22 protein-coding genes and 1 pseudogene are annotated in these 21,669 nt (G+C 45.0%); 10 read left to right on the top strand and 13 right to left on the bottom strand.

The annotated features are described in order from the left end of the window. The 5 genes from ACRRSY_RS16935 to ACRRSY_RS16915 are packed head-to-tail and all read left to right on the top strand — an operon-like array spanning window position 1 to window position 4,192. Window positions 1–1,254, top strand: a complete 1,254-nt coding sequence (locus tag ACRRSY_RS16935; RefSeq protein WP_432452085.1) for an NAD(P)/FAD-dependent oxidoreductase — start codon at window positions 1–3, stop codon at window positions 1,252–1,254. Beyond that, window positions 1,251–1,985, top strand: a complete 735-nt coding sequence (locus ACRRSY_RS16930; protein WP_432452086.1) for a DUF1365 domain-containing protein — start codon at window positions 1,251–1,253, stop codon at window positions 1,983–1,985. Before ACRRSY_RS16935 ends, ACRRSY_RS16930 begins: the two co-directional genes overlap by 4 nt. Before the next feature lie 22 nt (window positions 1,986–2,007). Continuing rightward, window positions 2,008–3,231: a class I SAM-dependent methyltransferase gene (locus tag ACRRSY_RS16925; RefSeq protein ID WP_432452087.1), complete on the top strand. Its 1,224-nt coding sequence runs from the start codon at window positions 2,008–2,010 to the stop codon at window positions 3,229–3,231. Between the two features lie 3 nt (window positions 3,232–3,234). Further along, window positions 3,235–3,708 carry a DUF2878 family protein gene (locus ACRRSY_RS16920; RefSeq protein ID WP_432452088.1) on the top strand — a complete coding sequence of 158 codons (474 nt, stop codon included), beginning with the start codon at window positions 3,235–3,237 and terminating at the stop codon, window positions 3,706–3,708. 34 nt (window positions 3,709–3,742) lie between these two features. Further along, window positions 3,743–4,192 (top strand): chalcone isomerase family protein, encoded by a 450-nt coding sequence (locus ACRRSY_RS16915; protein WP_432452089.1) that lies wholly within the window; start codon window positions 3,743–3,745, stop codon window positions 4,190–4,192. On the opposite strand, the gene ACRRSY_RS16910 is transcribed toward ACRRSY_RS16915, so the two are convergent. The 4 genes and pseudogenes from ACRRSY_RS16910 to ACRRSY_RS16895 form a co-directional block, all read right to left on the bottom strand. Further along, window positions 4,189–4,839: a DsbA family oxidoreductase gene (locus ACRRSY_RS16910; RefSeq protein WP_432463686.1), complete on the bottom strand. Its 651-nt coding sequence runs from the start codon at window positions 4,837–4,839 to the stop codon at window positions 4,189–4,191. The genes ACRRSY_RS16915 and ACRRSY_RS16910 overlap by 4 nt on opposite strands. Before the next feature lie 75 nt (window positions 4,840–4,914). Next, window positions 4,915–6,828: a monovalent cation:proton antiporter-2 (CPA2) family protein gene (locus ACRRSY_RS16905; RefSeq protein ID WP_432452091.1), complete on the bottom strand. Its 1,914-nt coding sequence runs from the start codon at window positions 6,826–6,828 to the stop codon at window positions 4,915–4,917. After that, entirely contained in the window at window positions 6,825–7,448 is a 624-nt protein-coding gene (locus ACRRSY_RS16900; protein ID WP_432463685.1) for an NAD(P)H-dependent oxidoreductase, read from the bottom strand. Before ACRRSY_RS16900 ends, ACRRSY_RS16905 begins: the two co-directional genes overlap by 4 nt. A 206-nt stretch (window positions 7,449–7,654) precedes the next feature. Next, window positions 7,655–7,867, bottom strand: a pseudogene (locus tag ACRRSY_RS16895) (VF530 family DNA-binding protein); the annotation flags it as partial. Window positions 7,868–8,087: 220 nt separating this feature from the next. Between ACRRSY_RS16895 and ACRRSY_RS16890 the strand changes: the two are divergent. After that, on the top strand, window positions 8,088–8,267 hold the full coding sequence (locus ACRRSY_RS16890; protein WP_432452093.1) for a hypothetical protein: 180 nt from the start codon (window positions 8,088–8,090) through the stop codon (window positions 8,265–8,267). Window positions 8,268–8,388: 121 nt separating this feature from the next. On the opposite strand, the gene ACRRSY_RS16885 is transcribed toward ACRRSY_RS16890, so the two are convergent. From ACRRSY_RS16885 to ACRRSY_RS16865, 5 genes are all read right to left on the bottom strand, one after another. Then, on the bottom strand, window positions 8,389–8,790 hold the full coding sequence (locus ACRRSY_RS16885) for a thiol-disulfide oxidoreductase DCC family protein (protein ID WP_432452094.1): 402 nt from the start codon (window positions 8,788–8,790) through the stop codon (window positions 8,389–8,391). A 557-nt stretch (window positions 8,791–9,347) separates the two neighbouring features. Continuing rightward, a complete protein-coding gene (locus tag ACRRSY_RS16880) occupies window positions 9,348–9,677 on the bottom strand; it encodes an RNA recognition motif domain-containing protein (RefSeq protein WP_432463683.1) in 330 nt (109 codons plus the stop codon). Between the two features lie 97 nt (window positions 9,678–9,774). Continuing rightward, window positions 9,775–10,410, bottom strand: a complete 636-nt coding sequence (locus tag ACRRSY_RS16875; RefSeq protein ID WP_432452096.1) for a 3'-5' exonuclease — start codon at window positions 10,408–10,410, stop codon at window positions 9,775–9,777. A gap of 180 nt (window positions 10,411–10,590) precedes the next feature. Then, a complete protein-coding gene (locus ACRRSY_RS16870) occupies window positions 10,591–11,943 on the bottom strand; it encodes a sensor histidine kinase (RefSeq protein ID WP_432452097.1) in 1,353 nt (450 codons plus the stop codon). Between the two features lie 24 nt (window positions 11,944–11,967). Next, window positions 11,968–12,690, bottom strand: a complete 723-nt coding sequence (locus ACRRSY_RS16865) for a response regulator (protein WP_432452098.1) — start codon at window positions 12,688–12,690, stop codon at window positions 11,968–11,970. A gap of 379 nt (window positions 12,691–13,069) precedes the next feature. On the opposite strand from ACRRSY_RS16865, the gene ACRRSY_RS16860 reads away from it, so the two are divergent. The 3 genes from ACRRSY_RS16860 (at window position 13,070) to ACRRSY_RS16850 (ending at window position 15,991) form a co-directional block, all read left to right on the top strand. Next, the gene (locus tag ACRRSY_RS16860; RefSeq protein ID WP_432452099.1) at window positions 13,070–14,269 is read left to right on the top strand and encodes a YjgN family protein; all 1,200 of its coding nucleotides are present in this window, start codon (window positions 13,070–13,072) and stop codon (window positions 14,267–14,269) included. Between the two features lie 7 nt (window positions 14,270–14,276). Continuing rightward, on the top strand, window positions 14,277–15,287 hold the full coding sequence (locus ACRRSY_RS16855) for a M48 family metallopeptidase (protein ID WP_432459917.1): 1,011 nt from the start codon (window positions 14,277–14,279) through the stop codon (window positions 15,285–15,287). A gap of 185 nt (window positions 15,288–15,472) precedes the next feature. Next, on the top strand, window positions 15,473–15,991 hold the full coding sequence (locus ACRRSY_RS16850) for a hypothetical protein (RefSeq protein WP_432452101.1): 519 nt from the start codon (window positions 15,473–15,475) through the stop codon (window positions 15,989–15,991). 273 nt (window positions 15,992–16,264) lie between these two features. On the opposite strand, the gene ACRRSY_RS16845 is transcribed toward ACRRSY_RS16850, so the two are convergent. Together ACRRSY_RS16845 and ACRRSY_RS16840 are read right to left on the bottom strand one after the other, a co-directional pair. Beyond that, a complete protein-coding gene (locus ACRRSY_RS16845; protein WP_432463681.1) occupies window positions 16,265–17,245 on the bottom strand; it encodes an integron integrase in 981 nt (326 codons plus the stop codon). Between the two features lie 34 nt (window positions 17,246–17,279). Beyond that, window positions 17,280–18,509, bottom strand: a complete 1,230-nt coding sequence (locus ACRRSY_RS16840) for an ISL3 family transposase (RefSeq protein WP_432463679.1) — start codon at window positions 18,507–18,509, stop codon at window positions 17,280–17,282. Window positions 18,510–18,869: 360 nt separating this feature from the next. On the opposite strand from ACRRSY_RS16840, the gene ACRRSY_RS16835 reads away from it, so the two are divergent. Further along, the gene (locus tag ACRRSY_RS16835; protein WP_432463677.1) at window positions 18,870–19,187 is read left to right on the top strand and encodes a hypothetical protein; all 318 of its coding nucleotides are present in this window, start codon (window positions 18,870–18,872) and stop codon (window positions 19,185–19,187) included. 375 nt (window positions 19,188–19,562) lie between these two features. Here ACRRSY_RS16835 and ACRRSY_RS16830 read toward each other — a convergent pair whose 3' ends face one another. Next, complete coding sequence (locus ACRRSY_RS16830; RefSeq protein ID WP_432459742.1) at window positions 19,563–20,603, bottom strand: IS91 family transposase; 1,041 nt, start codon at window positions 20,601–20,603, stop codon at window positions 19,563–19,565. A gap of 2 nt (window positions 20,604–20,605) precedes the next feature. After that, on the bottom strand, window positions 20,606–21,487 hold the full coding sequence (locus ACRRSY_RS16825) for a site-specific integrase (RefSeq protein ID WP_432451861.1): 882 nt from the start codon (window positions 21,485–21,487) through the stop codon (window positions 20,606–20,608). Window positions 21,488–21,669 lie beyond the last annotated feature (182 nt).

The following is a 21,669-nucleotide window of genomic DNA, read 5'->3' as shown; positions in this document are numbered from 1 at the left end:
ATGAAAATAGCGATTATTGGTGCTGGTATTTCCGGGATGACCTGTGCCTATCTGTTGAAGCAACAACATCAAGTCACTTTGTTCGAAAAAAATGATTATCTCGGCGGTCATACTGCCACCAATGAGCTAACCGTGAATGGTCAAAGTTATGCTGTAGATAGTGGTTTCATCGTTTTTAACGATCGTACCTACCCCTTATTTAATAAGCTTTTAACGAAATTAGGTATTCAGGCTCAAGCCACCGAAATGAGCTTTAGTGTGGTTAACCCTGAGTTGAACTTGCAATACAACGGGCACGACTTAAATACTTTATTCGCCCAGCGGCGTAATTTGTTGCGGCCTTGGTTTTATCAATTTATTCGTGAAATATTACGTTTTAATACTCTTGCCAAACAGGCTGTGGATTTAGATACCTCGGTTAGTCTAGGACAATTTTTAACGCAACATGGCTTTTCCAAACGCTTTCAAGAAAACTATTTGCTGCCGATGGGCGCGGCCATTTGGTCTTCTTCATTGAACGGGATTCACCAATTTCCAATGCAGTTTTTTGCCCGTTTTTTTGTCAATCATGGTTTATTAGATGTGAGTAATCGTCCGCAGTGGTATGTGATCCCTGGGGGCTCTAAACAGTATATTGCGCCTTTGCTCGCGGGATTAGAGCAGCAAATCCGCTTGAACAGTGATGTGGTTGCAATTCACCGAGACTCGAAAGGGGTCAGTATTGATTGCGCTGACGGTTCGCAATGGCAAGGGGATGCGGTGATTTTTGCTTGTCATAGTGATCAAGCGATGTCGATTTTGGATTCTGCTGCCAGTGAAGACGAACGACAAATCCTCTCTAAGTTGAAGTATCAGGCCAACCAAGTGATTTTGCATACCGATGATACGGTATTGCCAAGCATTCATCGGGCGAGAGCAAGCTGGAATTACTTGTTGCCGCCGAGTGACCAACGCGGCGACCGTTTAGCCTGTGTTAGCTACGATATGAACCGTTTACAGGGGTTAAAAGATGCACCGCAATTTTGTGTCACCCTCAATCCCTTGCAGCCCATCGCCGAAGACAAAGTGCTGAAACGCTTTAATTATATGCATCCGGTCTTCTCGGTCGATGGTTTTAAGGCACAACAGCAGCGTAGCAAGATCAATGGTCAACACCGAAGCTATTTTTGCGGCGCTTATTGGCACAATGGATTTCATGAAGATGGGGTTCGTTCTGCGGTGGAAGTTTGCCAGCAATTTGGGGTTGAACTATGAGTCTAAAACACTCCGCGATCGCATTTGGGGATACCTTTCATCAGCGCTTTGTGCCGCAAAAACATGGTTTTTCTTATCGTCTTTATTATGCATGGGTTGATTTGGCAGAAGAACAGGCGGTGCAGCAAGAGCTTAAAGCATTTGGTCGTTGGCTACCGTGGTTTCGGTTGCGAGCGAGTGATTACTTAGGCCATCAGGCGGGCAGTATTTTAGACAAAGCGATCGCTGCCCAACAGCATTTTCAGAGCGATTATCAAGCCAAACAAGTTGTGTTATTAGGGCAACTGCGTTGCTTGGGCTGGTATTTTAGTCCGGTTAATTTCTACTTGTATGGTGATGGGACATCTTTTGATTACATGTTAGCCGAAGTGACCAATACACCTTGGAAAGAGAAACACCAGTATTGGCTAGATTTAAATCAGCTGGCTGCACACGATAAGGCCTTTCATGTTTCGCCCTTTAACCCGATGGATATGGTTTATCACTGGCAAGTAGAATTGCTGGAATCACAACTTAGAGTGGTCATTGACTGCTGGCGTCAACAGAAAGAATTCAGTGCTGGTATTCGTTTATTTAAGCAACCATTGAACTCTTCTAGTCTTCGTCGCGTAATTCAATCATATCCTTTACTCACCTTAAAAGTGGTGGGCGGTATTTACTGGCAAGCGATGAAGTTGTGGTGGAAGAAAGTTCCTTTTTATGGCCATCCGATCAGCGCCAAAAACAAATAAGACATGTCTTTAAGGAAAAGCTATGACGACTGCAAAATCGCTCTCTTCGACAACTTTTAGCAATAGTTTAGATTGGACTCGGCATCTGGTACTTAAAACTTTTGATGGTTTAAAAGGCGGCGCAATTTTAATGAGTCAATCGGGCTACCCCTCGGTGCATTTAGGAGAGAAGGACCATCCGCATGCGGTTGAAGTTCATATACTAGACAGCCAAGTGTTTTCGAAGATCCTTAAAGGAGGCAGCATCGCGGCTGGTGAAACCTATATGGAGGGTTTATGGCGATGTTCCGATCTGCATCGTTTGTTGCAGCTGTTGGCGAATAATCAAGCTCATCTGGATAATCTAGATCGCCGTTTACACTGGCTCACTAACGCATGGTTTAAGTTACAACATTTTTTTCGGCGTAACCATAAACGCCAGGCCAAGAAAAATATCTTGGCGCATTACGACTTAGGGAATGACTTTTATCAGTCTTTTCTCGATCCGCAGATGCAATATTCATCGGCTATTTTTGGCGGTAAGCCCTTAAGCCTCGCTGCGGCCCAACATAATAAATTAAGCCGGATCTGTGAGCAGTTACAGCTCAAGCCAAGTGATCACTTATTGGAGATTGGTACTGGTTGGGGAGGTTTGGCGATATTTGCGGCTCAGCATTATGGCTGTCAGGTAACCACCACCACCATTTCCGATGAACAATACCATTATGCCTGTCAGCAGGTAGAGCAAGCAGGCTGCGGTGACTTAATTACCGTCCTGAATCGAGATTATCGAGAGTTGAGCGGTACCTTTGATAAACTGGTGTCAATTGAAATGATCGAAGCCGTCGGAGAGCAATATTTACCCGGATTTGCTCAGCTTTGTGCCGAGCGCTTAAAAAGTGGCGGCTTAATGTTGTTACAAGCGATTACGATTGAGGAGAGTCGTTTTGCCGTTTATCGTAATAGTGTGGACTTTATCCAGCAATATATTTTCCCCGGAGGATTTCTACCTTCTCCATCCTTGTTAAAGCGTCTTTTTAGCCAACAGGGCTTGCAGCCAGTGCAACGTTTGGAAATCGGTCTTGATTATGCCCAAACTCTGCAATATTGGCATCAGCGTCTGCAGCAGCACCAACAGCAGTCGCTCGACTTTGGTTTTGATGAACAGTTTTATCGGCTTTGGCACTTCTATTTCGCTTATTGTGAAGCGGGTTTCCGTAGTCATAATATTGGCACCGAGCAATTGACTTTACATAAGGCTTGGTGAGGCATGCAATGGCCAGTTCTCATCGCTTTTAAGCTAAATTGGTTGAGTGCCTTTTTCTGGGGGGACCATGCTCAGCCGATCCTAGTGGCGGGTTTGTTGCTGTTGATTATCTTGCAAGTGAGGAACTATCGCTGGCGGATCTTAATCCCTTGTAGCATGTTGGCGATGCTTGGCATATTGCTGGATTGGAGTTTGGTCACCTTAGGTGTCCTTGATTTTGCACAACCGGGTCTACCGCTTTATATGCTGCTATTGTGGGGCAGCTTTGCCTTGTTGTTACCCAGCTTACGGATTTTCCCGCAACCTTTTTTGGCTTTGTTGGTGAGTATTTTGGGACCGCTTAGTTATTATTTGGCAAGTACAGCACAATTATTTTCCTTTCATTCGGGGGTTTGGCAAGGACTCGCTATTTTATTCCCGCTATGGGCGGTATTTGCTTATCTCGCCCACCGTTTGCTGGAGAACAGCGATGTTTAATTTGGCTTTGTTTGCATTGATGCTTGGCACGTCCATGAGCAATTCGATTGAGCATTTAAAGCTAGTCGGTAATGCTCAATTAAAAGTTCTATTTTGGCCGATTTATAATGTCAGCCTATACAGCGCTGATGGGCGCTATCAAGCGGACCGCTATCCCTTGCTTTTGAGTATTGAGTATTTGCGTGATATTGAACGACAAGCCCTATTAGACGCTACTGAAGAGCAGTGGCAAAAGCTCGGGGTTTGTCAGCAAGCGCCTTGCCAGCAGTGGTTAAGCAAACTGGCAAATATTTGGCCAAATTTAAGGCAAGGAGATCAATTACGTTTGGTGGCCGATTCTGCTGACAGTGGGCGTTTCTACCTGAATGGTCAGCTCATCGGTCATTTAGAAGCGCTGCGTTTTAGTCAATATTTTTTAGATATTTGGTTATCTGAGCAGAGTCACTTTCCTAAGCAACAACGACAGTTAGTGGGGGCAAATTAATCCTGCAAGCTTTGCTCAATCACTTGTATCAGTGTGTCACTGTTCTGCGCCCCAGACAGTAAGAAGCGTTGATTAAAGATAAACGCGGGGACCGCCTTAATCCCTTGGTTTTGCCAGCTATATTCTTTCTCTCTTACTTCTTCGGCATATAGTTTTTCATTGAGTACTTGCTCCGCTAGGCTGCTATCGAGTCCCACTTTGGCGACGACAGCGAGTAAATTTTCTCGATCGGAGGGGGCCAGTTGTTGGCTAAAATATGCTTCGAACAGGGCTAGTTTTAATTCAGTTTGTTTTTGATAAGTCGCCGCCCAGTGCAGCAGTTGGTGAGCTTCGAAGGTATTGTAAATACGCGAGTCGCTATTAAAGTTAAAATCAAAGCCCAAGTCAGAACCAATCTGTTTCAGTTGCTGACGAGCCGTCTCACTTTGTTCCACGCTACTGCCATATTTTTGTTGAATGTGTTCTCTTAAGTTTTGCCCTTCGGCGGGGAGGTGTGGATTTAGCTCAAAGGGTTGCCAATGTAGCTGAACATTCAGCTTGGAATCTAATTTTGCCAAAGCTTGCTGTAGCCGTAAGTAACCGACAATACACCAAGGGCAGACGACATCAGAAACAATATCAATTCTTAAATCTGTTAAAGCGGGCATAGTGCCTCCGTTGGTTACGACAGCCTTGAGTTAGCTCAAGGTAAGATCTCGGACAGAGCGATGGGTTGCTGCGCTCTATTTTAATTCGTCTGTATAGCCTTTGGGGGGCGGCGTCCACCCCCGTTCGCTGCGAGAGTGAGTATCACTTCTATCACGATTCATCGCTTCACCGAGTAATTCTTCTAGTTTTAAAAATAATTCACGGTAGTCTGTGCTGATGTGCTTATCATCGCTGCTGGCCAACCATGCTTGGTACAATTTATCTTTATTGTCTTTTTCGATTTGATCAAAAGTACTCTTAAGCTGTTCTGCTTTAAAAGGGTGAAAGCCAAGTTCGGTTAGCGCTCTGCCTCCCATTTCCAGTGCCGAGTAGTAAGCTTCGGTGATGATGTGGTCTGCTCCTAGGCTGCGTAGCTCATAAGCGTGGCCACGGTCAAAGGCCCTCACCATTAAACGAATATGTGGAAAGGCATGTTTTACATATTTAACGATGTCTCTGACTCGTTCTTTATCGTCGATGGTTACCACCATTAACTTCGCTTGTTCGATGCCTGCACGATGTAATAGTTCGGGTTGGGTTGCGTCGCCAAAGTAGCTCTTAATGTTAATTTTTCTCATTAGTTCAACTTGGCCCGCTTGATGATCGAGAACCACAGTATTGATCCCATTGGCCACCAAGAAGCGGTTTACAATTTGCCCAAAACGACCGATACCAGCAATGATGACGGTGCCTTTCTCGTCGATCTCATCGGGCTCTCGCTGGTTTTCGACCCGTGCATAACGTGGCAGAATCACCTTCTCGTAGAAGATAAATAAGCCGGGTGTTAAGAACATCGAGAAAGCGACCACCAATGACAGAATTTTTGCCAAGTCTTCCGGAATCACGTGGTTTTGCTGGGTATAGTTGAGCAATACAAAACCAAACTCTCCCGCTTGTGCCAAGCTTAAGGCAAATAACCAGCGGTCACTATTTTTGATTTTAAAGGTGATGGCTAAGCCAAAGAGTACCAACGATTTGATGAGGATCACTGCCAACGTAATCGCGAGCACTACTGGTAAATGATTACTGAGGACTTCAAAATCGATGCCTGCGCCTACGGTAATAAAGAACAGTCCTAATAATAAACCTTTAAATGGTTCTATATTGGATTCCATTTCGTGTCTAAATTCACTGTTGGCGAGGACGACGCCCGCTAAAAATGTGCCGAGAGCGGGGGATAAACCCACTAAACTCATGAGTGTCGCAATGCCTATCACCAACATTAAGGTTGCGGCGGTAAATATTTCTCGTTGCCCTGAGTTTGCAACAAACCGAAATATCGGGCGACTGAGGTAGTGCCCGCCAATCACCACCGCCACAATCGCGCCAACTACCACTAAGGCATAAGCCCAGCTGGGCAGGTGGGCTGCAAAATTAAGCTCGGAACTGTGGGCTGCGGCTTGGTTTCCTAAGTGCTGGGCCTTTTCAATTAGTTCCGGCAGTGCGAGTAGGGGAATTAAGGCCAGCATCGGAATCACCGCAATGTCTTGAAACAGCAACACTGAAAATGAAGAACGGCCACCGTCGGTACGGTTGAGTCCTTTTTCATTAAAGGTTTGTAACACGATGGCTGTAGATGAGAGTGAAAATATCAGGCCGATAGCCAAGGCAATGGTCCATGGAAACTTGAATAATAGGCATATCAACATCACAACCACAGTGCTTAAACTCACTTGTAGCCCACCCAACCCCAGTAGTTTGTGGCGCATGCCCCAGAGCATTTTGGGTTCTAACTCCAAACCCACAACAAACAGCATCATCACGACGCCAAATTCGGCAAAGTGCTGAATGGTGGCGGTTTCGGTTCCCACTAAACCAATCACTGGTCCAATAATCACGCCCGCAATCAGATAGCCTAAGACTGAGCCTAAACCAAATTTTTTGGCCAAAGGCACACTGATGACAGCGGCACATAAATAGACAAAGGTTTGTAATAAATAACCTGTCATAGTCGCTCCTTGAACAGTGCTAGGTGCTGCTGGTTCAATTGAGGAAGGTGGGCCGCCATCTCAAGATCGATTTGTCCATGCTGTAGGGCGCTTAACAAATGATGCCAATTATCGAGATGTTGCTGCAGTCGATTTTCTTCAACCGCTGTCCGTGAGCCGAATAATACAAAGGGGGGTAAGTAATGCATGCCAGTTAATGAAGCGGTTTGTTCAATCGGACTAAGTAATTGCCTGATGGTAAAATGGTTATAACCATCGGCTGTATAGGCCGATTCGGCTCCTCCCGCCGTGATTGCGCACAGTAGTGTTTTTCTCTGTAGCTTGTTCCCTTGATGACCATAGGCAAAACCGTACTCGAGGACTAAGTCTTGCCATTCTTTTAATAAGGCAGGAACTGAGTACCAATAGAGGGGAAACATCATAATAACAATATCGTGTTCGATTAAGCGCTGCTGTTCTTTATCAATATCAATTTTAAAGCTGGGATATTCCCGATAGAGGTCAACTGCGGTCACTTGTGGCAGGGTTTGTGCGAGTTCAAACATCGGTGCATTGACTTCAGAACGCTCGAGTGAAGGATGGGCAAATAATAAAAGAATGCTGTTGAGCGCGTTCGGCATAGTGACTTCCTTTAAGCTATGCGGTAATGCAGATAAGTCAATATAGGTAAATTAGGACCTTAGATACAAGCGAAAGTCATTAAGTTTTTTGTGAGCTGCTGTGGCGTAAAGCTGATGGCTCATTGAATAAGCGCTTATCATCAAGCGCTTATTCAGGGGGGATGTGATTAATCCGTTCGAAAGCGCATCGATGTGTAGGCTCAAGAAAGACCTTTCATGCGTAAATATAGATTTTCTACCTTGTCGCGAGCCCACGGAGTTTTTCGCAGAAACTTGAGACTAGACTTGATGCTGGGATCAAGCGTAAAGCAGCGAATATTAATTCGAGCGCCGAGTTCTTCCCAGCCATAAAAATCGACTAGTTCGTTGACAATGGTTTCTAGCGTTTTACCGTGAAGAGGATTATTTGCTTGCTGCATATGACAGAGACCTTAAAAAATAGCGTTCTATTGTACCACTGCTTTGGTGGGGGTAAAGTACAGTGTCAGCCGCTATTTATGGACTAATTGAGTGAGATTAAGTGAGCGTAAATTGGGGCGAAGTCCCTCGGGTTAGATATCTTTAGTTTATATAAAATAGTTCTAAAGTTTTTATTCTAGCGGCCGATGAGTAGCTGATGTCCATGAAATAGGAGGTAGAATGGAAATCAATAGTACAAATGCTTCGCAGTCTATGGAAGTTATTTCAGCGCAGCTGGCTAAAGGTCAGCAGCAGCAAGATGGTAAGGCGGTGCAAGAATTAGTGGCCGCAACCGATATTTCTGACGCCGCACCAGCGAGCAGACCGGGACTCGGTGAAACTATAAATATTAAAGTGTAAATAGACTAAGCCGCTGTTGCGGCTTATTTTTTGGCGACCAGTAAGCGTCCATTCTTGACAGCTTCGCTCATTTTATCGCTTGTTTCCATGTAGGCGTTAACGAAGACTTGTTGGCTAAGCTTTAATTAAGGTTTTTACCCGTGCCACAATGTTGGCTGTCGCATTTTGTATGACGACCCACTAGTGCGGAGATACGGTAACGGTGCTTGGCAAATAATAAGTAGCCTCGATCGGCAACGCAGCGAATGATTGGTTTACGTAGCCATTGGATCCAGGGTTTTTGCTGGACTAGGCCCCAAGCCTTGGCGGTCACATCTAAACCCAATAGAAGCTCGCCTTGAGCATTTTCTGCGTGCAAAATGTTTGCGGCTTTACGTCTATTAATATGAGGAAAGCGCTGCTTAAAGTTGGTTTGATTGATGTCTTGTAATTCGATCAATTGGTGGGTATCAAAGGACTTCAGCTGGCGCATTTCCGCCGCGCAGAGTGGACATTGAGCATCATAGAAAATTCTTAACTGCATTTCTGTATCCTGTCATTCAAAAGGTGAATATGCCAAATCTTTACTCGGATCGATCCCAAACAAATCCGTTTCGAGGATTGTTGTTGGTTTTAATCAATGATCGGCGGTGGTGATTCAGCCAGCATGTGACTGACTGATACCGATCTAAGTCATTATCTGTTTATTCTTGCTGGCCTAAATCACCGCTAACGGCGTGATGAATCTTGTGATAAGAGCCACTAGTTATTGCACTCATAGCTGATTATCGACAGATTTATTCTACACAATTAAGTTGATCACATAATTAATCAGATTGGTATTAGAACTACGAATAGACTTGACCAAGCGATCATTAGTTTAAAGGGAAATGATCGCTCGATGGGCTTCTGTGTGATTGGCTCAATTTAGCTTTCGTCAAGATGTATATTGGATGATTGAAGTCATGTTGGAAATGCGCAGTTCGTTGCGGTCCGCGCAGTGAGGGCTCACCTTAACTGAGTCGTCTATGTCACTTTGCCTCGAGATCATCAGCGTGGTGAATCATGCTGCTTCTCTCGAGTGGCGGTAAAATAACAGTTCTAGTCTTGCTCTGAAGGTTTGTTTGGTTGCTCGCTGACTTCAGGCCAAATAGAAGCACTTGCTGCTGTAGGGGCATGGCTGGCGAGGGGATTTTCTGCTGCTTGTTTCACTCGGATCTTATTGCCTGCTATCTTTTTGCCGTTTAAAGCTTTTATAGCGATTTCAGCTTCCGTTGGATCCGCCATTTCTACGAAGCCAAAGCCTTTCGACTTACCGGTTTCATTATCGAGAACTAAGGTGCACTCTTGCACATTGCCCTGCTCTGAAAATAGAGCGAGTAACTCAGCTTCACTCGTGGTGCGGGCAAGGTTGCGAATTAATAACTTCATCGATGATCCATTGTTTGGCGATTGTAAATAATTGCCAATTGTCCCATATCATGTCGCGCGAAGCTATCAAACCTTCGGTTCGTTTTTATGCTGCCAATTAAAACTGTTTTTGTGCGACGCGGCGAAGAAAATTAGGCACCGCGGTTTTACTTTTAGCACTAATTTGCTGCATCAGCTTAAAGCTTGGTGAAGTGATTTGGTGACCTGTTTGTAACTCTTCGAGGAGGCTTAACCATAACTTTGCGGTCATCTCTGAATCGGCTAAAGCGCGGTGAAATATGCCGTCGTTGGCGATATTTCGATAGGTCACTAAACTAGCTAATTTATGATTGGGCGCCGCTGGAAATATACGTCGCGAAAGTAACATGGAGCAGCTAAATTGCCCCGTATAGTGACGATTAATTTGCTTGAGTTCTGCATCGAGAAAACGTTGATCAAAAGACGCATTGTGAGCGACTAAGTTGTGCCCGCCAATAAAATCACAGAAACGTTCCATCACTTCTTCGCATGGTGCGGCATTGCTGATCATTCGATTGCTAATGCCGGTGTAATTTTCAATAAAGGAACTAATTCGAAACCCGGGATTCATTAGTTCTTGAAAGCGTTGGGTGGCTTGTCCATTTTCTAGCAATACGGCGCCAATTTCGATGGCTCGGTCACCTTGATTTGGCGATAGTCCAGTGGTTTCGAAATCGAGAATAATAACCGTGTTAGCAGGGGTAGATGTACTCAAAAGGCGGATTCACAGATTTGAAAAGAAGGGGGGATTTTACCCAAGCTCGATTTATATTTCGAGGTTATTTTTAGCGTTGTGTATTGCGGGTTGATAGCTGGTTCCACAAATGGTTGCGGCCAATCGCTTGTCACCTCGGCTCGGCCTTGCCTAAATCAACCACAAACGGCGGTAAAATAATCACGAACAGGGCTCATGGCCATTGTTTTGTGATTTTGGTTTGTGAGCCCTAGAGGCTTGTTTTCCATGAGTTGGTAGTTCTATGGTAAATAGTGCACCGCCTAAGGGGCTATCGCCGACACTGACATTGCCGCCGTGATTAATCACAATTCTTTCGACTATCGATAGGCCTAAACCGTGGCCGCCACTTTGCCTGCTACGACTATCATCGACTCGGGCAAAGGGCATAAAAATTGACGAGCGGTGCTGTTCAGGTACCCCGATGCCATCGTCGTGAACCTCAAAAAATACCGATGTTCCACGCTGATAGGCTCGAACTAACAGTTGCGATTTTGCATACTTTTGCGCATTTACAATTAAATTGTTAAGGGCTCGGCGTAGCAACTTGGGATCCACCATTAATGATAAATCTTCAGTACATTCAATTTGAATATTGAGAGCTGGATTTAATTTTGCGAAGCGTTCACAGTCACTCACGAGCAAAGGATTAGGCTTAACGAACTCAAGTTTACTGGTGGTTGCTTTCGACAGCTGGGAAAAGCTGATTAATTCATGAGTCAGCTCTTCAAGGCTATCTAGATCTTCGTCCATATCTTGAATATGTTGGTGCATGGTATGCATATCATGAATCGAGCGGGTCATATCTAAAGCAAAACGCAGATTATTAATCGGGTTCTTTAGTTCATGAGATACCGCCATGGTCATGGCGTCTTGCTCTTGGATGAGAGTTTTCAATTGGTAAGCCATGGCGTTTAGGCTACGCGCCATATGGTTGATTGGTGCAGGGGTTTTCTCATTGGCGGTGACGTCGAAATTACCTTCGCCTAATAACTTGGTTATTTTCGCTAAGTGATAGGTATGGCGGGTCATTGAAAAAGAAAACCACATCACCGTTGCCGCTAGGCTCCCAGTAATAAATACCACCATATACCAAAATAGCCACCCGCCGCGATCGACAAATTTTTCATCTAAAGTCAGTTCCAAAACTTGTTGATTTGGCCATAGATAATACAAGGTGATTTCGTCTTCATTAAAAATATGCGTCACAACCTGTATGTATTCTCGGTGGCGTAGCAGCTGCAAACGCTTATCTTGATCAATTTGACTCAGTGGCATCAGTCGAATGAAAAAAGGAAACTCTTGTTGGTACTTTTCTAGGATCGCGTTGATATCGGGTTGCTTGGCTTGAAGAATATCTCGTTCTAATAAATAGTAGATGGGGAGTACGACTTTGCGGATTTGTTGGCGTTCAATTTGTTGGATATGCTCTTGTATCAAAGAGGCATAGAGGATGGTGGCGGCAAAGATCGCAAAGATCGATGATAAGAATAAACGAAGAAATAGGGTTAGCATGCTAAGAACCTTAGCTGAAGATCATTAAGTTTCTTTAACAAACAGATAGCCTCTTCCTCGAACTGATTTTATGTAGCGATAAGGTGGTGCATTGTCATTTATTTTTTTGCGTAGGGTGGATATTCGCATGTCTAGAGAACGGTCTAAACCATCATAGTCGATACCTCTTATTTCTTTAAACAAAAGGTCTCGGGGAAGCACGTGTCCAGCATTATCCATGAGGAAATAGAGTAAGTCGAATTCGGCATCAGTCAAGTCGAGCAATTGGTCCGCTAACCAAATTCGTCGCTGAGTTTTGTCGGCCAGCAGCTCTTGATAAACTATACGGTTGGGGTTGGGGCGAAATTCTGTGTAGTTGTCAGTTTCTGCTAAGCATTGACTGCGGCGTAACATCGAGCGTAAACGCGCTAATAATACATGTGGCCGCAGCGGTTTTTTTAAGAAATCATCAACCCCTAGATTGAGCGCCGATACTTCGGTGACCTCATCACCTTGAGCTGTCACCATTAAAATCGGCCCCGTATAAAACTCTCGAACCTTTTGGCAGACTTGGATACCATCCATACCGGGTAGCATCAGATCGAGTAGCACTGCATCGGGTAAATGTTTCGCTATTAATACCGGCGCATCATCTCCTCGTTCCGAGGAGATCACATCAAAACCTTCACTGCGTAAAAATGTAGCTACCAATTGCTGTTGTCGAGAGTCATCTTCAATTAATACGATCCGTTTTCTGTCTTGATTCAAATTTTATCCTCCCATGCACAAATGTTAGCCAAACCAGTCATTCTAGAGAGCCGCTTGCTTGATGCAATGAGTGCTGACAAAAAAACGACAAATATCATGACTTGATGAATTATAGATAAAAAGGCAGCATAAATGCTCGCAATATTCGTATATCCAGTATCTTTATCTGAAAGCTGGATTTTATAAAGCATTTTTATTTTTTATTAAAGTATGGCTCTCGCTTTTTTATTGAATAATGGTTTGCTAGTGCGAGCGATTGGAACGGCAAAAATTGATGCTAAAGTTGGTTTTTGTTAAGCAAATCAAATACTATAAAAAATTTATTTGTCAGTAGCTTAAACCTAACCTTTACTTTTTATTCCCAATAGGAATCGATTACATGGAAAGTCAGCAACAGCCGCGTCACCAATTTACATTCTTAGGGCGTGCCGGTGAATATTTTGGCATTTGGATCGTGAATATCTTACTCACCGTTATTACTTTGGGGATTTATTCCGCTTGGGCTAAAGTGCGCAATAAGCAGTATTTTTACGGCAATACCGAACTTGCCGGTGAGTCTTTTGAGTATTTGGCAAAACCTATACAAATTCTTATTGGCCGAATTATTGCGGTAATTTTGGTGCTTGGGTGGCTTACGCTACCTTCATTTCACCCCACTATTGGTGGCTTAATGGTGCTTCTGTTTGTGCTTGCTACGCCTGTGTTAGTGGTGCGTAATTTACGTTTTGATGCTCGGATGACGCGCTATCGGAATGTTCGATTCGATTTTGTAGGCAGTTATGGCCGTGCTTATATGGTGTTATTGGTACTGCCTTTGTTATATTTTGTTGGCTTCGCTATCGCTGCCGGGGGATTGACATTTCTCGCCCAAATGAGCTCACCGTGGATCCTCGGTATCATTAGTATTGTGGCCTGTGGACTAGGTTTAACCTTTATCTATGCTTTAATTACCAGCCAAATGAGTCAGTTTATTTTAAATGGCTATCGCTGGGGGCAGCAACAATTTGGCGCAGAGATTGGTACCGGACGCATATTTAAAATCTATTTAAAGACAGCGGCTATCGGCTTAAGCGGTTTATTAGTCATTGTTGCAATCGGAGTCGCTATTTTTGTGGGTTCGATTGGTATTGATTTCTCTCAGTTGGGGGGATTAATACAGCAGCTTAACCCGGAAAACTTAGAGAGTGATCTTGGTGTTCACTATGGTTTGTTTGGGGCTATCTTGGCAATTTATATCAGTATGTTTTTGCTTGGCTGGTTTGTGAGTGCCTATCTAAAAGCCTGCTTACGTAACTATCAATTTGGTGAAACTGTTTTAGCTGATAAATTGCAGCTAAATTCAACAGTGAAACCTTGGGCGTTTTTAGCTTTGCTACTTAGCAATTTGTTGCTTACTGTGTTCTCTTTAGGTTTGGCCTTACCCTTGGTAAAGGTTAGGTACGCTCGGTTTATGGCAAATGCCACCGCAATTGACGGCGATATCGATCAACTGACTACTCATAATCAAGTGGATGACGGTAATGTCGCGATTGCCGATGAAGTAGCCGATGCATTTAGTATTGAAATTGGCGTGATTTAGGACTGACATGCTTATTTCTGGAAAAGTGTTTGTGGCGAATAGCTCGCTAATTCGAGCCGCCTGTTTAAGTTGTTCCGATGAAGGGAAGCTGGAGCTTCGTGATGAGGAAGGCTGTATTCGAGCATCTTTGGCCGAAGTCGAAGTGTCGATGGCGATTGGCCGTCAGCCACGTAGTCTGATATTTGCCAATGGTCACCGCTTTGTCGCGGAACAGCCCGAGCAGTTAGCGGCCTGGCTAGAGCGCCATGGCAAAGGTTCTCTGGCGAAGCGCATCGAGAGTAACCTTTTAGCGATAGTGTTTGGCGTGCTGCTGAGTGCCCTATTGATGTTTTGGAGTATCGATAAGGGACTGCCGCGTTTGGCACACTATCTGGCCGGTTTTGTGCCGTATTCAGTTTCGCAAGAATTGGGTCAACAAACCTTGAGTCAATTGCAAGCTTTCGGCTTTCAAGACAGCCAGTTGGATGCGTCCCTACAACAACAAATTAGCGCAAACTTTGCGCGCTTAGTTGAAGGAACTGGGGAGCTACCAGGCGAGCCAAAATTGTTCTTCTACAACATGGGTGAACAAGCCAATGCTTTTGCCTTAGCCGACGGCAGTATTATTGTGACCGACCGTTTAGTTTCACTGATGCAACAGCCAGAGCAACTGAACGGCATTTTACTGCATGAGCTGGGCCACTTTGTCCACCACGACGGGATGACAGCCTTGGTTCGTTCGACTCTGGTCACTAGCGCGGTGATGCTACTGGTGGGTGATGCGAGCGCCTTGGTTGATGGTTTAATGGGGGCCGCAGTCTTGGGCTTAAATATGGGGTATTCGCGTGAGGTTGAGAGCCGAGCCGATTTATTTGCTTGCCATAGCGCGGCCCATTTAGGTTTATCTGGCGGGCAAATACTGGCGGGTTATCAGCAGCTGTTTAACCAGCAACAGACCGCAATACCACAATGGATAAGTAGCCATCCAGAAGACCAGCAGCGGATCTTACAATTGAAGTCTTGCTTGCAAATGGAATAAGCCGAACAGACTGCTCTACAACGTTTTTATTGATTGTAAATTAGTGGCCTTCGAGCCACTTTTTCTTTGGCGGGGATGCTTACTCTGCGTTGCTTATAGCTTTTGGTGAAACTTTTCTTGATATAGTCGGAGAGCATTGGGCTTGGGGAAACCGTGCTCATCAGTTTATAGAACAGGGATTGTCTATGGCTAGAATATTTGTTTTGATGCTGGCTTGGACGGCAGCATCGTTTAGTGTTGATGTGCTTGCTGTGTCGGTCGCGAGTTACCCACAAGATTGGCGTTCTTGGCCGATTGCCAATGTGAGTATGGTACCGGGCAAAGATGTGGTGTTGCCTGCCGATACGCCTTTGTTTATTCAAGAAGCGGTTGCGGCTTACAATTGGATTAACGATGGCAAAGGCACCAAACTGACGACCTATGTACACCCCGATAAGGTCGCCCAATATGCCAGCCACGGTCCGTACAGCGATGGGGTTACGGTGGTTGGCGTATATGAAACTCCTGGCGTAGTGTTTGTGACAGAGCACATCGCAGGGCAAGCCATTTATGGAACCTATGATACGAATGGTCAGGATATAAGCGCCCAGCATCCCACCTTTGAGCCGGAATTTTGTGGTCGTTGCAAGCCCTTAAAAAGTAAATCTGAATTCGCCATATTCAAGCTCACTATTACAGCGCCAGAGCAGCCGTTTACTGGCTAATGAGGCTGGCAGATGGTTCTGGCTGCTTGGTCATCAGATAATCTGGATTAGTCTGGACTCAACCTGCCACTTTGCTTCGCAAGGGGCGATCTGTTCTGACTGGTTACTCTAACCCATTTATGCCCCATTCCGTGTTACGCCTTCTAACGAACAACGCAATCACCCATGTTTCTTTCCATACCAAAACTAATGGTTTTGAATCAGATTTTACAAGCCAAGTTTAATCACCAGCTAGAATGCAAAAACCTGTTCGATGGTCTTGTCAAAAATCATCTATTTTGCAGCTTGAACCAAGCACTCTAAAGGGCTTTTGACGCCCGTGGTATGACGACCGATAACATGCGTGTAAATCTCAGTCGTTGTTACATCCTGATGGCCAAGTAATTCTTGTATAGTTCTTAAATCAGTCCCTTGTTCTAATAAGTGGGTGGCAAAACTGTGCCTAAAGGTATGGCAACTTGCAGGCTTATTTATACCGGCATTACGCACGGCTTTGGTGACTGCTTTTTGGAGCACACTATGATGAATATGATGGCGTTTGAGCTCACCTGTTCTAGCGTCGATACACAGGCGAGTTGAAGGAAACAAAAACTGCCAAGAAAACGACCGTTGAGAATGTGGGTACTTACGGGCTAACGCGTAAGGCATCGTCGTTCCAGCATAATGTAGACTCATATCGTGAGCAAAAACACTTTTGCTCAGGAGAATGTTATCGCGAAGCTTTGGGATCAAGTTAGGGGGTAACAAAGTCACGCGATCTTTATTTCCTTTGCCTTGCCGTACGGTGATTGTATTTTGATCAAAATCTAAGTCTTTAATCCGTAATCTCAAGCATTCACTGAGTCTTAGTCCCGAACCGTAAAGCAGTGAAGCCATGATCTGATAATCCGCGGGTAAATTCGCAATCACTTGGCTCACTTCAGCTCGAGTAAAAACTACGGGAATGTTGACTCGTTTTTTCGCGCGTTTCGCCTGAATTCCAATCATTTCGATACGTAGTACTTTGTTATAGAGAAACATTAAGGCATTAAATGCGATGTTTTGAGTCGCCGGAGCGACTTGCCTATCGACCGCTAGATGAGTTAGAAATCGTTCAATATCAGCAGCTCCGAGCTTTGCTGGGTGCTGCTTGTGATTAAAATACAAAAAACGTTTTATCCAATGCCAATAGGTTTGCTCGGTGCGAATACTGTAATGGTGCTGATAAATCGTATTTCTAAATCGCTGCTGGAGCCGCAATGGTGTGTTTGACATGTTGCGCACTTTTTGTCTGTATACATATGGCTCTTCACCGTTCTTGGTGGAAAGTCATATCAAGCCCTCCAAAGTGAAATAAAATAGCTCGCTTAAAGCGTTCTTTATTTCTAAAACCCATCGAACGTATTTTTAGGCGCTGAATGTTTCCATTTATCGCTTCCGCTAAGCCATTTGATACCTTATAACGCATCGCATTGATGATGCCCTTTAAGTGCGTTTTCACGGTTTCTGCTGCTGTCATCATCGGTCTGATTTGACTGACCTTTATGAGTGCTAACCAATCATTCCAAGCCGCTTTGGCGTTAGCTGCATCGCCATACCAAATGGCTCTTGCTTGCTCTTTAAATATCCAGCTCAAGCCTGTGTTTTGCATCATCTTGGCCAGCGCACTCACTCTTTCTCTCAATGTCCCATGTAGGTGGCTGTTTCGTTTTAACCATCCATACCGTGTTTGGTGGCACTCTCTTTTTAAATGCTGGGGCAACGCCATGAGTTCGCTTTTTCTCACTTCATTAACCGCTTTAGTGAGCACCTTTGCGATATGAAAATGGTCTATGGCTATCATTTGCTTAGCCCGCTCACCGAAGTAGTCATATGCTGCGTTTATATATGCTCTGCTCATGTCCATCGATATGGAACGTGTAACCATTGTTGACTCAGGGGGCAATGCCTTAAAGCAAGCTGATAAGCTCAGGCCTGTTCGACCGTCTTCAACCGATATCACCTGACCATCACGATTGGATAATACCGTGACATAGTCATGGCCTTTCTTAAATGCCGTTTCATCGACCAACAGGTCTTGGTAGTTCATGGTGGTTCTGGCTGTCAGGCCGCGTTGAACGGCCCGAGTCATCATGCGGTCAATGGCTCCCCAGCTAAGCCGATAGGTTTTACTCACCGCATATAATGAACTGACTTTAAGCATGTCTATAACGCGAGTCTCAAACAACTCTGTGTAGCGACTATGACTGGTAGCCCAAGGCACTTGAAGTGTTTGTACTCCATGCTCTGGACAATCAGCCCTAGGAACATTCGCTTCAATGCGCGTTTCAAACTGACAGGTATCTAAATGTCGCCAAGCCCGCCGCCGAGTATCGTGTCGACGAACAGCCTTACCGCAAGAGGGGCAAGCCGTTAATGAACCTCGGTCATAGTCAACGCGTACGGTGATGGTTTGGGTTGACTCATTGAGTTCAACAGATGAAACAGCCCAAGGATGAGTTAATCCAAGAATGGATTGATAAAGCGTCGTGTCTTGCATAGTCGCGAGGTATTCATGAACGTTTACTTATTATCTCGCTTATTAATGTTTGTTGAAAGTGTTTCCACTACATTCGGTGAAGAGCCATACATATACAGTATTTTTAGTTTCGTTTGCGTCATTTGTCAAAGTAATCAATGATAGAAATGGATCGATGATTGATTGATTCCGAGTAAAAAACTAAGGTAGACAATGGGTTAATATCAAATCATAAATTGATGAGCGAACGTGATGAAGATCATGTTTTTTGTGATAGGACGCGCGCTCATTGAATGGGATAGACCGCACGTGCGGCCTACTTAGCGTTATACACCATGAGGCTCTTGCCTCTACAATCTCAACCCCTAAAAGGAGTTTTAAATGAAAATAGCGGATTACGACAACCTCTTGTGTAAAATCTTTTCCTCAGAGGTTGCTGATTTTAACCAAAAAGAACTTAAAGTTTTAATGGTTAAACTACTCGACCACTTCCCTTACATTCAAAAAGATGAAGATAATAAGGAAATATATGATGTAGATAATAAATTCGCAAAGAAGTGGTATGCTGCTTACAATCATCTTATTTTATTGATGGATTTCAAGAAGCAAGATTATCGCCACACGGTAAGTGTCTGGTTATCGTCCTCGGCCCTGCTCATATCTGTGGTTGCGGTAATTGCAAACATACTAGCAAAATAAGGTTAATATATTTATTAAACTTACTATGATTGCAGCTATACCTAAGGTTATAGGTAAATTTTCGTAATTAAAAATGTTCATAATATTCTCCCAGTCCTTTACGGACATTTGTTGTATAACAAATAAGAATAGGTGTCGCGTAGCCGCCACCTTATTCGGGTGTTGAACAAGCCCGATGCTCCCTTCTATAGTAAATAACGGTATTGATGTTGGCGGGGCCAAGGCCTTGTTACTTTTTACAAGGCGAGTTTGGCTAAGACTGGGTGAATGGCGTTAAGCCTTTACCTGTCATACATGGTGCTAAGCTGTTATTTTTTGTATGTATTCATCCTCATGTTAAGCCCTGCCATTCTCCTTATATTGTTCGCCTTTCGGCTAGCTCGTTCGACTCACGCCTGTGCAGTGCATGGGGTGCTGGCAGCAAGGGCATGGCCGGGTCGCGCTGTGCTTGTCGGTTTGGAGCGCGGCGAGGTTCACGCGTTGCGGCACTCGCAGGAGTAACTGAATGCGCCGCAATATGTGTTTGGCGTTGCCCCGTAAAAAACCATAATCTCTCACCCGCTGTAATCCCTTGGGCAATACATGCGCCAAGATAAGCCTTAAGAACCTTAAGGTAGGCAAGGTGCGGATTTTGGTGGTGTGGCTTTGGCTATCTAGATACCTAAAACTCACTTGGTCATTATCGGTACTGATGATGTCGTTATCGGATAAGATCCCGCGATACAAGTAGCGAGATAAGTACTGTAGCGCGGGCAGCCCAAAACCTACGTTGCGACAATCGACCACCCATTTGGTGGGGATATGCGGGGGCAACTTGATGTTTGGGTGTTGATTGAGCGCATCTAGCATTCTCCCTCGCCATACCTTGGCCAGCGCAAAGGCGTTAAACAAGTACTTCTTGTTGCAGTGATGCCACTGCTGCTTCGCACGGTGATAGCGCCCACCGGCCACCAATACATGTAAGTGGGGATGCAGGTTACGCTGGCGGCTATGGGTATGCAGTACGGCGGTAAACCCTAATTCCCCCTGGTTCTGGCGTTTGGCAAAGTCCTTTAACAGGCTTGATACCACCTTGAACATGATTTGGTATAAGGCTTTAGGCTGCACGCGGGCTAAAGCCCTTAGCTCATGAGGCAGGGTGAAGGTCACCATAAAGTAAGTCGTGGGTAGCAGCTTGTGTTGTTGGCGAGTTAACCAGCCAGTGGTGCAATGGTGTTGGCACTGCGGGCAATGCCTATGGCCGCAAGACAGCGTCAATTGGTCTTGATGCGGGCAATGTTCACACTGCCAAAGGCTGTGACCTTGTTGCTCAGTTTTACAACGCAGCATGGCATACATTGCCCGTTTAGCATCCGCCCTTAAAAGCGGTGCAAGCTCGGCCTCATGTTGGTGAAGTAAATCAATAAAGGTGCTCATGGTTACGGCCACATGAGTGTGAGAGAGTCAGTGAGTTTATTCACTGCCTTTACGGCATCTAATTGCTTCACTTGGGTCAACTGGGTATAACGTGCAGTGGTATTTAAACTGGCGTGTCCCAGCAAGTGTTGCAAGGAGCGTAAATCCAAGCCTTGTTCAAGCAGATGGGTGGCATAACAATGGCGCAGCGAATGCGGGCTAATAGGTTTATGAATACCGCAATCGCGCAATACCCGCTTCAAGGCTTTTTGTACGCCGCCTTTATCCATAGGCACATCCACCTGTTTACCTTGGCGTGGAAACAGCAGACGAGCATGGCGATGGCTTTGCCAATGGTGACGTAAAACCTGAAGGGTGCGACGCGGCATGGGCACGAAGCGGTCTTTACCGCCTTTAGCATCCCGCACATGGATTTGCATGGCCTGACTATCAATATCATGAATGCTTAAGTGTAAGCCCTCGCTCAAGCGCAGCCCCATGGAATACAACACCAAGAAGAAGACTTGATAGCGGGGTTGCGACGTCATGCTAATCACGAAGCCGACTTGCGCAGGGCTTAAGATATCGGGTAAGCGCTTCACTTGAGGAGGCTTCACAATGTTTAACCACTGCCATTGTTTCTCGAGGGTGTAGCGATAAAAAAATTGCAAGCCATTGCGGTCTAGCTTCACGGTGCTCCAAGAATGGCTGCTAATGAGTTGAGCAAAATAGGCCTTTAAATCAGCGGTGCTTAAGGTATCGGGGGAGCGGTCAAAGTGGGCAGAAATCCGACGTACCGCACGCGAGTACGCATCAATGGTGGCTGGTCGTTTCCCTTGTAAGGTTAAATTGGTAAGGTGTTGTTTATATAAAACATGATAACGATGTTGTTGGGTAGGGTTCATGCTGCATACTCCGGTTCATCACGACCGATTGGCCGTGTCACATTGAGTATGAGATATCAGGTGCTATGCACTCTGCCGCAGAGCGGCTTCGTTCAACAAGTCGCTTAAAGGGACAAAAAACAGTTGGCTTTTGCTCCTTCGTCGCTAATTTTAGCCAACAATTTTTTGCCTATTAGCGAGGC

Source organism: Agarivorans sp. QJM3NY_33, from assembly GCF_050870865.2.
GTDB lineage: Bacteria > Pseudomonadota > Gammaproteobacteria > Enterobacterales > Celerinatantimonadaceae > Agarivorans.
Note: the sequence above shows the minus strand (reverse complement) of the source record. Positions and strands in the feature narration are given on the sequence as shown.

Excerpts from the sequence above, each read along its gene's own strand:
- ACRRSY_RS16840 (WP_432463679.1), bottom strand. The coding sequence starts at position 18,509 with ATGCAAGACACGACGCTTTATCAATCCATTCTTGGATTAACTCATCCT.
- ACRRSY_RS16890 (WP_432452093.1), top strand. The coding sequence starts at position 8,088 with ATGGAAATCAATAGTACAAATGCTTCGCAGTCTATGGAAGTTATTTCA.
- ACRRSY_RS16880 (WP_432463683.1), bottom strand. The coding sequence starts at position 9,677 with ATGAAGTTATTAATTCGCAACCTTGCCCGCACCACGAGTGAAGCTGAG.
- ACRRSY_RS16900 (WP_432463685.1), bottom strand. The coding sequence starts at position 7,448 with ATGCCGAACGCGCTCAACAGCATTCTTTTATTATTTGCCCATCCTTCA.
- ACRRSY_RS16920 (WP_432452088.1), top strand. The coding sequence starts at position 3,235 with ATGCAATGGCCAGTTCTCATCGCTTTTAAGCTAAATTGGTTGAGTGCC.
- ACRRSY_RS16910 (WP_432463686.1), bottom strand. The coding sequence starts at position 4,839 with ATGCCCGCTTTAACAGATTTAAGAATTGATATTGTTTCTGATGTCGTC.
- ACRRSY_RS16905 (WP_432452091.1), bottom strand. The coding sequence starts at position 6,828 with ATGACAGGTTATTTATTACAAACCTTTGTCTATTTATGTGCCGCTGTC.
- ACRRSY_RS16845 (WP_432463681.1), bottom strand. The coding sequence starts at position 17,245 with ATGTCAAACACACCATTGCGGCTCCAGCAGCGATTTAGAAATACGATT.
- ACRRSY_RS16930 (WP_432452086.1), top strand. The coding sequence starts at position 1,251 with ATGAGTCTAAAACACTCCGCGATCGCATTTGGGGATACCTTTCATCAG.
- ACRRSY_RS16925 (WP_432452087.1), top strand. The coding sequence starts at position 2,008 with ATGACGACTGCAAAATCGCTCTCTTCGACAACTTTTAGCAATAGTTTA.
- ACRRSY_RS16885 (WP_432452094.1), bottom strand. The coding sequence starts at position 8,790 with ATGCAGTTAAGAATTTTCTATGATGCTCAATGTCCACTCTGCGCGGCG.
- ACRRSY_RS16935 (WP_432452085.1), top strand. The coding sequence starts at position 1 with ATGAAAATAGCGATTATTGGTGCTGGTATTTCCGGGATGACCTGTGCC.
- ACRRSY_RS16860 (WP_432452099.1), top strand. The coding sequence starts at position 13,070 with ATGGAAAGTCAGCAACAGCCGCGTCACCAATTTACATTCTTAGGGCGT.
- ACRRSY_RS16850 (WP_432452101.1), top strand. The coding sequence starts at position 15,473 with ATGGCTAGAATATTTGTTTTGATGCTGGCTTGGACGGCAGCATCGTTT.
- ACRRSY_RS16835 (WP_432463677.1), top strand. The coding sequence starts at position 18,870 with ATGAAAATAGCGGATTACGACAACCTCTTGTGTAAAATCTTTTCCTCA.
- ACRRSY_RS16855 (WP_432459917.1), top strand. The coding sequence starts at position 14,277 with ATGCTTATTTCTGGAAAAGTGTTTGTGGCGAATAGCTCGCTAATTCGA.
- ACRRSY_RS16830 (WP_432459742.1), bottom strand. The coding sequence starts at position 20,603 with ATGAGCACCTTTATTGATTTACTTCACCAACATGAGGCCGAGCTTGCA.
- ACRRSY_RS16870 (WP_432452097.1), bottom strand. The coding sequence starts at position 11,943 with ATGCTAACCCTATTTCTTCGTTTATTCTTATCATCGATCTTTGCGATC.
- ACRRSY_RS16915 (WP_432452089.1), top strand. The coding sequence starts at position 3,743 with ATGAGCAATTCGATTGAGCATTTAAAGCTAGTCGGTAATGCTCAATTA.
- ACRRSY_RS16825 (WP_432451861.1), bottom strand. The coding sequence starts at position 21,487 with ATGAACCCTACCCAACAACATCGTTATCATGTTTTATATAAACAACAC.